At 38.5% G+C, this 11,679-nt stretch carries 8 protein-coding genes; 6 read left to right on the plus strand and 2 right to left on the minus strand.

Annotated elements, in window-relative coordinates; all coding sequences use genetic code 11:
- Nucleotides 1-5 precede the first annotated feature (5 nt).
- Complete coding sequence (locus AC1DOK_RS18570) at nucleotides 6-1,550, plus strand: acyl-CoA carboxylase subunit beta (RefSeq protein WP_477555806.1); 1,545 nt, start codon at nucleotides 6-8, stop codon at nucleotides 1,548-1,550.
- Between the two features lie 43 nt (nucleotides 1,551-1,593).
- On the opposite strand, the gene AC1DOK_RS18575 is transcribed toward AC1DOK_RS18570, so the two are convergent.
- Complete coding sequence (locus AC1DOK_RS18575; protein WP_477555807.1) at nucleotides 1,594-3,141, minus strand: response regulator transcription factor; 1,548 nt, start codon at nucleotides 3,139-3,141, stop codon at nucleotides 1,594-1,596.
- Nucleotides 3,142-3,153: 12 nt separating this feature from the next.
- Nucleotides 3,154-4,956, minus strand: coding sequence for a sensor histidine kinase (locus AC1DOK_RS18580; protein WP_477555808.1), 1,803 nt, complete (start codon nucleotides 4,954-4,956; stop codon nucleotides 3,154-3,156).
- A gap of 181 nt (nucleotides 4,957-5,137) precedes the next feature.
- Between AC1DOK_RS18580 and AC1DOK_RS18585 the strand changes: the two genes are divergently transcribed.
- The 5 genes from AC1DOK_RS18585 (at nucleotide 5,138) to AC1DOK_RS18605 (ending at nucleotide 11,535) form a co-directional block, all read left to right on the plus strand.
- Nucleotides 5,138-6,466: an ABC transporter substrate-binding protein gene (locus AC1DOK_RS18585; protein ID WP_477555809.1), complete on the plus strand. Its 1,329-nt coding sequence runs from the start codon at nucleotides 5,138-5,140 to the stop codon at nucleotides 6,464-6,466.
- A 95-nt stretch (nucleotides 6,467-6,561) separates the two neighbouring features.
- Nucleotides 6,562-7,434, plus strand: a complete 873-nt coding sequence (locus AC1DOK_RS18590; RefSeq protein ID WP_477555810.1) for a carbohydrate ABC transporter permease — start codon at nucleotides 6,562-6,564, stop codon at nucleotides 7,432-7,434.
- Entirely contained in the window at nucleotides 7,431-8,252 is an 822-nt protein-coding gene (locus AC1DOK_RS18595; RefSeq protein WP_477555811.1) for a carbohydrate ABC transporter permease, read from the plus strand. Before AC1DOK_RS18590 ends, AC1DOK_RS18595 begins: the two co-directional genes overlap by 4 nt.
- 15 nt (nucleotides 8,253-8,267) lie before the next feature.
- Complete coding sequence (locus tag AC1DOK_RS18600) at nucleotides 8,268-10,376, plus strand: alpha-galactosidase (RefSeq protein WP_477555812.1); 2,109 nt, start codon at nucleotides 8,268-8,270, stop codon at nucleotides 10,374-10,376.
- 115 nt (nucleotides 10,377-10,491) lie between these two features.
- Nucleotides 10,492-11,535, plus strand: coding sequence for a hypothetical protein (locus tag AC1DOK_RS18605; RefSeq protein WP_477555813.1), 1,044 nt, complete (start codon nucleotides 10,492-10,494; stop codon nucleotides 11,533-11,535).
- Nucleotides 11,536-11,679 lie beyond the last annotated feature (144 nt).

Raw genomic sequence — 11,679 nt, forward strand, 5'->3', positions numbered from 1 at the left:
TGGCGATGAAGAACGGATATGAAGAGCAAGAAGCTCTGCTTCAACAGCGAATAGAACAGATCGAGCAAGGCGGTGCCCCCAAATATCACGAGAAAAACGCGCAGCAGGGCAAATTATTTGTCCGGGAACGTTTACAGTTATTATTTGATGCGGATTTTGAATTTGAAGATGCTCTATTCGCCAACTGTATGGAGCAAGATTTGCCAGCGGATGGTGTTGTCACTGCCATCGGCAAAGTAAACGGTCAAACGGTATGCGTCATTGCAAATGATTCAACCGTCAAGGCTGGCTCCTGGGGAGCTCGAACAGTTGAGAAAATCATTCGCATGCAGGAAACTGCAGATAAAATGCAGGTGCCGCTTTTATACTTGGTCGATTCTGCGGGTGCACGGATTACGGACCAGGTGGAGATGTATCCGGGGCGCCGGGGGGCTGGGCGAATTTTCTATAATCAAGTGAAACTATCGGGAAAAGTGCCTCAAGTCTGTCTGCTGTTCGGTCCGTCTGCGGCTGGTGGCGCTTATATTCCGGCTTTTTGCGATGTTGTCATCATGGTTGAGGGGAATGCGTCTATGTATCTCGGCTCTCCGCGAATCGTTGAAATCGTCGTCGGTGAGAAGGCGACGCTCGAGGAGCTTGGCGGTGCCAAAATGCATTGTTCCGTTTCTGGCTGCGGAGACGTGCTTGCTTACAGTGAAGAAGAAGCAATTGAGCTTGCACGGGACTATCTATCATATTTTCCCGCCAACTGCTCCGAAAAGCCTCCTGTTCGAGAACCGGAACCGAATAAATATTTTGATCTATCAATCGAAGAGATCATTCCGGACAATCAGTATACTTCATTTGACATATATGAATTAATAGAGCGCATTATCGATGAAGATACATTTTTTGAAATCAAGAAGCTGTTTGCCAAGGAATTGGTAACCGGTTTTGCCCGGATCGACGGTAAGGCGATCGGCATCATTGCCAATCAGCCGCGTGCCAAGGGGGGCATCTTATTTCACGATTCAGCCGACAAAGCTGCCAAATTTATTTGCTTATGCGATGCTTTTCATATTCCACTGCTTTTTCTCGTTGATGTGCCCGGCTTTATGGTCGGCACCAAAGTCGAGCAGGCGGGGATCATTCGGCATGGCGCCAAAATGATTGCTGCGGTTTCTGAGGCAACCGTTCCCAAAATATCCGTTATTGTTCGCAAAGCATATGGCGCAGGCTTGTATGCGATGGCTGGACCAGCGTTTGAACCGGACTGCTGCCTTGCGCTGCCTTCAGCACAGATTGCCGTCATGGGCCCAGAAGCAGCGGTAAACGCCGTATATGCGAATAAAATCGCCGAATTTCCGGAGTCAGAGCGAGCGAATTTCATTGCCGAAAAACAGGACGAATACCGCAGAAATATTGACTTATACCGCCTTGCCTCTGATATGGTCATTGATGGGATCGTTCCTGCCAGTAAATTGCGAGATGAGCTCATCAATCGGTTTGCAGCTTATTCCTTGCATACAAAAATATACGAGACACGCAAGCATCCCGTTTATCCTGTTTAAACTAGGCACATCTTACACGATGTGCCTATAGACTTTCCTAGTACTACCGAATTTGCTCCCTATATTCAGTAGGGCTTTTTCCTGTGGAATTTTTAAAAATTCTACTGAAGTAATGTTGATCTGAATATCCGATAATTCCTCCTATTTTCCCGATATCATAGAGGGGGTTTTCTTGCAGTAATCGCTTTGCTTCTTCAATGCGTAATTTGATTAAGAACTTCAATGGAGTTTCCCCATATAATTTTTTGAATGTTTTAGAAAGGTATGCAGGTGTAAAATGATATTTTTGAGCAATCTCCTCAAAATTAATGAATTCAGTAAAGTTGAGTCTAATAAATTCGGCTATTTGATCAATTATTTTTTTGATATCAGATTCATCATCTTTCTTAAGTATGAGCATGCGTTCGACGATTTCCCAAAAATCTTCGAAAATGCTCGGAAAGTTTGAGGATATAGCAAGTTTTTCGTGTAAACGATATTCAAGTTGATAAATTTCCTCCTCAGATAACGTCCCCGTTTGAATGTATATAGTTCTGATTAATTGATTTGTTGCTTTTTCCAATAATCTTTGCGGATATTTCAACTGATCCCAACTATTAAACAGTTGAAGGATTTCATTTCTCAGAAGTGATTTTTCCCCAGATTGTATAAACGAAGCCATTTTGTTGCGGAATAATTGATCAACCAGGATTGGCTTTTTGGGTGTGTGCTTCTCATTTGTAAGAGAGATTACACTAGAGTTTCCAACTACTAACTCGCAATCTAATGTAAATCGAAGAGCTTGAGCTTTCTCCCATATGTCTCTAAGTTTAATGATAGAACCATTGTGACATATATTTATTGTAAATGTAGGATTATGTTTTAAAAGTTTCTGTTTAATGTCTTCTGCAATAATCGTACTAACTTCAGATTGTCTATTAGTTCCTGAGATCAGGAGAAATTTTTGGTTGGGTGTTTTTTCATCTATGACCCACCACTTATCAGATTCCTGTAGGGATTTAACTATGTCACTTAGTTGAAATTTCAACCAATTGTTTTGAAAAATAGTAGTTAGAGGAATGGAAGTAATAGGAGGGCATAAGTTCCCGATACAGATTAAAAAAAGTAAAAACTCGTCATCACGAGAAGTAAACGTCTCTGAAATTGAGGAATAACCATGAATATCGGAACTCAGGATATTTCTTATAATGGTTGAGTTATTCATTTCTATGTTTGTTCGAATATTACTTAAAGTTTCAAGTAATGATTCTATTTTTAACGGTTTTAGCAAGTATTCCCGAACACCCATTTTCATGGCTGATTTTGCATATTCAAATTCTGAATAACCGCTCAATATGACAATTTGAATTTCTGGAAAATAGTTTCTTATTTGTTTAACCAGCTCTAAACCATCCATTTTTGGCATTTTTATATCAGTGAAAACAACATCGGGTTGAACAGATTTAATTATGGAAATGGCTTCTTCGCCGTTGGAGGCTGTGCCTACTACTTCGAAAAAGAGATTGGCATCTTCAATTTTCTGTACGATGTTTCTACGGATCTTAGGTTCATCCTCAACAACAACGACACGATACTTAGAAAATTTCAGCATAACTAAATCCTCCTAGTATTTGATGCAAATTGTAATAACAGCTCCACCACTCTGATGATTGCCTATATGAAATGTCAATTTGTTTCCAAATAAAAGTTTTAACCTGCAGTAAATATTTAATAGTCCCATGCCGTTGATTTTTAATGTGGGTATCTTAACTAATGGATCTATAGTCTCGAATTGCTCCAATAAATACGCAAGTTCACTTTCTGTGAAGCCTGGACCATTGTCACGAATAGTTAATTCCCACCTGTCCTGAAAACTATGGCCTGCTACGGTTATCAACCAAGGTGGATCTATATTAATACCATATTTCATACTATTTTCGACTATAGGTTGAACGATTAATTTTGGAAATTCAACATTGAGTAGTTCTTCAGATACATGGATATTAAAAACTATATTTTCTTCAAACCTTAATTTCATAAGTTGTAAATAGTTTAATGTATGTTCTATCTCATCTCTTAATTTCACGGGAGCGGCGTGTTCGGAAGATATGTAACGCAGCATAACGGAAAGGCTGTCACATACCTCTACGATTGATTGTTGACCGTTCTCTTCTGCCATAACACTAACGTTTGTGATTGTGTTATAGAGGAAATGTGGATTCATCTGCGCTTGTAATGCGAACATGCGGGCCTCAAGTTCATAAGCACGTGAAGAAATAGCTTCATTTAATGATTCTTGCAGCCTAATGCGCATATCTTGAAAAGAATAATTTAGTTGCTCTAATTCATTCAGATTACTATTAATCGTTGAGGAAAACTTGGGAGAAAGTGATGTTAAATTTAACCCCTTGATTAAGCTATGAATTTTTTTGATCGGGTTAGTTAATGTCTTAGATACGAGATATGAAATAAGCAAAGTAATTAAGATCGTGATGAAACCTATAATAAGCAAAAAATTCTGAAAATTTCTAATAGGCTTCAACAGCATACTCTTGGACTCGACGGCAACTACTGTCCATTCTGATAATTCAGAATAATTGAAGGCTAGCATATCCTCACTATTCGTATGGGTGTTTAGAATTGAGAAAGTAGGATTATGATTAGCAGGTTTATTAACATATTCCCAGTATAATTCAGTAGATGAATTCTTGTTCTCGAAGGGATAAACTAATTGTGCATCTTTATTAAAAACGTATACTTGGACTTCATTACTTATTTTTGAATCTGGTTTTACTAAAGCATTCTCAATAATATTAGTGAAAAGTCGATAGTCTTGTTGAACCTCAAGGATATTCGTTTCTTTTGTACCCCAATTTGGAGAGAAAGCTCTACTTAAGGAAATTACGGTTGCTTGCGTCAAATTCCAATCATCTTGATGCGGGAGAGAGATCAGTTTATTTCCTTTATTGTCAAATGTATCGTTAACCCATTGAACATTAGCAATTTTCTCAGGAGAAATATTTGAAAACACAGCGTTATCACCAATACTGGCAAATTCACCTGTTGTTCGGAACATATTAATTTGAGAAACACTTTTGTCATAGCCGATGATTGAGTACAAGATTTCATTAAATTGACGTTGTTGGTCTATGGTAGATTTATTTAATTGAAACATATCAGAAAAGAAGAGTCGACTAAGTGGCTGTGAAAATAAGATTTTCGTGGAAGTGGAATTCATCATGTTAAGTTGTGAATCAAATTCAGTCGAGATATGGCTTGAGATTTGATAAAGAGATTCGGAAGCTTTGGTTTCTAATATTTTTGAGATGTAAAAATAAAAGGATAGAACAAATACGATAATAATACCAATGATTAACAAAGAGTAATTAAAGAAAAGTTTCGATTGAATGGTTTTGGATCTAAACATTTGAAACCCCTTTCAAAACGAAAGTCTTGAATAGTATCCTTGAAATAAAATCATTATATAACAAAAATATCCACTTGTAGAAGCTTAATTTATCCATGTATCAATTCGAATTGTTGACTTATGATAAATTCAAGGTACGCTAACCCAAATAAACAGATAATAAAAAGGAGGAGTCGTTCAAATGAAACATGTAAAGAAAATTAGCGTTTTTAGCAGCATGCTTACAGCTATCACTCTAGTAGGTGTTATAGCAGGATGCGGTTCTACTGCCTCATTAACACAGGAGACTTCGAATCCTTCTGAAAGTACGAAACCATCAGACTCGACACCTGCTCCTAAAAAAGGTGTAACCATAAAGGTTGCATCATCTGCGAACTGGATGAAAGACATTGACAAAAAACTTGCCGAACAATTTAAAGCTGAAACAGGCAATACAATTGAGTTCCTTATTTCACCAGATGATCAGAATTCAAATGTCTTAAAGGCTAAATTCGCTACAGGAGAAGGACCGGATGTATACCTTACACCAAGTGGAGTAGGTATGAGAGAATATATGCCTGATCAGCATGCGCTTGATCTTTCAAATGAACCATGGGTGTCCAGATATACGGATTGGGCAAAGGCAGGAACTACGGATAATGGTAAAGTTATTGCTTTTAATACATGGTCTGTAGATGGATGGGGATTACTCTATAATGCGTCCTTGTTTGAACAAGCCGGGGTTCAAATTCCGACGAACTATCAAGAATTCCTGAAGGTTTGTGAGACACTTAAAGCTAAAGGAATAACACCAATCTACGAACCGGGAAAAGCAGAGTGGCACCAAGAGATTTGGTTAAATGCACTTGGAGCGATGATCGCAAAGAAGAATCCGGGAATCTATGATCAATTCAATACAAATAAAGCCAAAATCGCTGACCAAAAGGATCTGGAGATCGGTCTTACACAATTGAAGGAAGTAGCTGATAAAGGTTATTTTGGTAAAGATTTCATGTCTCAAACCTGGGAAAATTCCGTAGATGCAATGGGATCAGGAAAATATGCAATGATGCTAACCTATTCTACCTTTCAAAATGAAGTTTTAGCCAAATTTCCTGATAGTAAGGCTGATCAATGGGGAATGTTCCCTAGTCCTTTAAGTGACAATAAAGCTTGGGCTATGTCTGCAGGCGGTATTGTTCGTTCCATTAATAAAGATTCTAAAGTTATTGATGCAGCAAAAGATTATTTCAACTTTTTAGCAAGGGAAGACAATCTCAAGGCTTATTATGCCGAAAGAAAAGATTTGGGACCTGTATCTTTTAAAGATGTGAAAGGTAAAACAACAACAGCTTATACATCAGTAATCGCAAATGCAAAAGATGGAACAGGACTGGATTTTGAAGGCGGCGTTCAATTCTGGAATGGATCTGTTATTGGTAAGATGATACAGGACTTGTATTTAGGTGGAAAAACACCAAAACAAGTATTAGAATCCATAGATGCCGAACGGGCAAAAATGTTTAAATAATTGAACAAAGGAAGCTTGACGATTAGTTATTATGATAATCTATTAAGCTTCCTTTTCCTTTAAGTTAAATTGAAAGTTTAGGTGATTAATCCATCATGAACGCTAAGAAAACCTATAGTCGTGTATTTATAATTCCTGCTTTTCTTTTATATACCTTTTTCTTTATTGTCCCTGTAATATGGGGGGCATATTATTCTTTCACAGATTGGTCCACCATAAGACCTGACATTCATTTTATAGGGTTGGATAATTATAGAGATATATTTTTATCGACCGGCCCTTATTTAAAAAGCATTCTTCATACCTTTTCGTTTACCTTTTTCACCGTTATTTTTAAAGTGTTGATCGGACTTTTTCTCGCGATTTTATTAAACGAAGGATTGAAGACAAGAAATTTATTGCGTACGGTATTTTTTATGCCCTACACGCTAGCCCCTCTAATCATCGGTATTGTGTTTGTATCCATACTAGCCCCTTATGGTCCAATAAATACAATATTAGAGTTTACGGGGCTCGGTAATTTTACTCGCAGTTGGCTTACTGATAAGAGTGTTGTATTGGCATCAACAATGGGTGTCGAAATTTGGCGGATGGTTGGATGGAATATGGTCATTCTTTTAGCTGGACTACAAATGATTCCTAAATCTTATTACGAAGCCGCTTCATTGGATGGAGCCGGTCGCTATCAGCAATTTATTAAGATCACGATTCCATATCTAATGCCTTCATTAACAATCGCAACAATACTTAATACCATTCATGGTCTCAGGGTGTTTGATATCATATATGCATTGACAAATGGTGGTCCAGGGAATTTGACCGAGGTTATTAATACGCAAGTATTTAAGGAGTTTTCTGTCGGTCGATACGGGATGTCGAATGCGCTTGGCATGATTGCTTTCCTGATAACTCTGATTATTGCTTTTGTAATGAAGAAGGTTACTAAAGAGGAGGTGGATACGGAATGAGGAGAAACTCCATTTATCAAATTATAAAGGAGATCTTTGTTTGGATATTAAGTTTAACGATCCTTATACCGGTGTACCTCATTATTATTAATTCTTTAAAAACATCAAGCGAAGCGAATGAGATGAGTTTTAAGCTCCCTCATACTTTTCAATGGACTAATTATGTGGAAGCATTTCAAAATGGAAATTTGGTGCACTCATTTTTCAATAGCTTACTCATGGCATCAGTCTCGGCAGTCATAAGTATTTTAGTTACGGCAATGGCAGCGTTTATTTTGGTCAGGAACAAAGACAAATGGAACAAGTTAATTTATAACTATTTCTTTATAGGTTTAGTCGCACCGCTAAACTATATCGCTACAATTAAAGTACTGCAAACGGTTCATCTTCAAAATAGTTATACCGGTATCATTTTAATATTCGCCACCCTAGGTATACCATTTGCAATGTTTCTCTATTACGGATTTATCGGCAGTGTCCCTAGAGAGCTTGATGAGGCTGCAATTATAGATGGCTGTGGTTTAGGCAGGTTATTCTTTCAAGTTGTATTTCCACTTTTAAAACCTGTAACCATTACCGGCTTTATATTAAATTTCCTTGGAGCATGGAACGATTTTGTTACCCCTTTGTACCTGTTGAACAGTCAAGAAAAATTAGGAATGATCAATTCAATTTATAACTATTTTGGATTCCACTTTAATGAGTGGAATATGATATTTACGATTATTGTTTTGACCGTGTTACCTGTGCTTATTCTATATATACTTGGTCAGAGATATATCATATCCGGTATGGTTTCGGGTTCAGTAAAAGGATAGGAAGGAACATTTAATATGATAAGACACGACGCATCAAGAAATATTTGGGTACTGGAGGGAGATCATATTTCCTACGCATTAGGATTATGCGAACAGGGTACCATTAATCATATTTATTTTGGAGAGAAGCTCCCACGATTATCGGATTATCCCAAAGCAGAACAGGTATCGGAGTATCCCTATACACTTGGAAGCGAAATGAGTGAAGAAGAGTATATGGGGTGGGGGAAAGCCAAATTTACGGAGCCTAGCTTAAAGGTAACATTTCATGATCATGTAAGAGATGTCAACCTTACTTATGTCAATTATGAAATTTTGGAGGATGTACTTCTCCTTGTTCTGAAAGATACTTACTATCCCTTAGAGGTTAAGCTTTATTACAAAATTGTAATGGATTGCGACCTCATTGAAAGGTACTGTGAGATTGTAAACCTTGGCGAGAAGAATATTACCTTGGATCAAGCTTTGACTGGCTCTATCCATTTGCCGAGAGAAAAAGAGTATAGACTGACCTATCTTACAGGACGTTGGCCTGCCGAAACGCAATTAGATCGGGTGATGCTTCCAGATACGAAACTTATTCTTGAGAGCAGAAGAGGTACAACCAGTCACTTTGCAAATCCTTTCTTTATGCTGGATCAAGGAGGAAAAGCAGGAGAGAATCAAGGTGAAGTATACTTTGGCGCTTTGGCTTTTAGTGGAAATTGGAAAGTGGTTATTGAAAAAGACAAGTTTAATATGGTGAAAGTAAGCGCAGGGGTAAATGACTTTGATTTTTCTTGGAGTTTGAAGCCTAAAATGTGTTTCCGTACACCGAATTTCGTAGTTGGTTATGTAAACAAAGGATTCGGTGAAGCTAGTCGAAATCTCCACAAATACCAGCGTAGTTATCTTCTGCCTGAAGAGAATAGAAGTAAGCTGCGGAAAGTACTTTACAATTCATGGGAGGCAACAGGCTTTGACGTAAATGAAGAGCAACAAGTTAAGCTGGCAGAGATCGCTTCAAAAATTGGAGTAGAGCTGTTTGTCATGGATGATGGATGGTTTGGCGCCCGCAACTCGGATCAAGCGGGGCTGGGGGATTGGGTTATTAATCCTGACAAATTCCCTAATGGACTTCATGGCTTGATACGTAAGGTAAATGATTTAGGAATGGCGTTTGGACTTTGGATAGAACCGGAAATGGTGAATCCCGATAGTAACCTGTATCGAAACCATCCAGACTGGGTCTATCATTTTGAAACGAGAGAGAAGACTTTAGTTAGAAATCAGCTCATCTTAAATTTGGCTAGAAATGATGTGAGACAGTATATTTACGATTGTATCGACAGACTCCTTTCGGAGCATCCGATCGCTTTCATCAAATGGGATATGAATCGAAACTTCAGTGAACCAGGGTTTCCTTCCGCACCACCTGAAGAACAAAAGGAAGTCTGGGTTCGGCATGCATTAGGTATCTACGAAATTGCAGAAAAACTGAAGCTTAAACATCCTAAGGTCATCTTCCAATCCTGCTCGGGTGGAGGAGGACGTGTAGATCTAGGTATTTTGAAATATTTTGATCAAGTGTGGACAAGCGATAACACGGACGCTTTTGATCGCTTGCGTATTCAAGAAGGTTTCTCTTACGCATACTACGCCAAAATTATGGAATCATGGGTTACGGATGAAGTTAACTGGGTTAACAATCGAAAGCTGTCTCTGACCTATCGATTTCATAGTGCCATGATGGGGAACTTGGGAATTGGTGATAACCTGCTGAAATGGAGTGATAGTGAGCTTCAAGAAGCAAAAGAACTGATCCATTTATATAAGGAAATAAGACCAATCATCCAACATGGGCATCAATATAGACTCCTTTCAGTCAGGGAAAGTATATTGTCATCAGTGATGTATGTAAGTGATAACAAAGAAGATGCGGTTCTATTTGCATTTCTGCACTCGAATAATTTTGCGAATGAGCTTCCCCAAATTCGTTTGCAGGGTCTAGATGAGCAATCAGTGTATCAAGTTGAAAACATTAAACAGCCTCTTAGCGGATTGGCTTTAATGAAATTAGGGATTAAGGTTGACCTTAAAGGGGATTTTCAAAGTATGCTTATACGTATTTGTAAGATTGATTGAAAGAGATGCTACCAACTCATATAAAGATGAAACTTCTTTGTAACCATTTCTTTTTCAATCAGGACTACAATGAAATTGTAAACAACAACAATACATAAACAAAGAGGGAATCCACATGAACTTCAAAAAAATTATTGCAACCACCGTACTAACATCTGTCGTAATAAGCGGAACCGCACTAGCTGCCAGCTATCCGACCGTCAACAAAAACAGCTTTAAACTGCCTGCCAACATGTACAAGCTGGATCAAAAAACAGTTGACGTGAGCGGCGATAAAAAAGCGGACATCATCACACTATATGGACAAAAGGAAAAAGCAAGTGATATATACAATATGGAATTGCTGCTTGTCATTGAAAATGGATCGTCCAAACAAGTGACCTCACTTCCATTGAAAGACGGCGGGTACTCACCTAAGCTTCTGCTGCAGGATCTTAACATAGACAAAGTGGCAGATATAATGGTTACTGCAGATGCAGGCGGAAGCGGCGGCTATACCAACAACTATATCTATACGCTTAACAACGGCAAGCCTGCTGAACTTCCGCTTCCTGGACTGCAAAAAGAGAAGGTAGGCCTGCTGGGCGAAGGTTCCATCAAGCTGCAACCGATCGACCTGAACAAAAACGGTTCTTACATCCTGCAGGGAGTTGAGCGGGTAGAAGGGGATACCAACTCGGATACGGTTGCTTTTGTCACTTCTAACTGGAAATGGAACAATGGCAAATGGGAAGTGTTCGACGTTAAAGTAGAAGCTCCGAAACAAGAAAACCTTTACAACAATCCTAAAGCAAATTTTAGCTTTACAACGCCCGCTTCCTGGGACGGACTTTATAAGGTGAATCCATATGAAGGTGCAGATGCAAGCAAAATTCTGCCATCAGCCAAGCATGTAGTACAGTTTGATTATACGACCAAGGACGGAAAAGATACTCAAACGCTTGTGGAATTCGCCGTATTTGCCAAAAACGACTGGACTCGCATCTCTAAAGAAGATGGTCCTCCTGTAGGAAGCGTAATTGCGGAAGGGAGCGGTATGGTGTATGTGTATATAACTCCACAGTCCAATCCGTTTGATCTACAATCGGAAGACGGCAAGCTGTTTGATCAACTTTATCGTGATTTGAACATTAAACAATCTTTCGCATTGTTAAAATAAGATTGAATCAATTTCATAATTCAAAAGCTTTGCCACATAAGGGATCATATTCGTGGATAAGTTCCTACTCTGAATTAAGAAATAAAATCATTCGAAAATGTTGATAACTACACCGTTTAACCCCTTTGGATATGATTATCTAAA

This window comes from Paenibacillus sp. P5_B5, assembly GCF_056400365.1.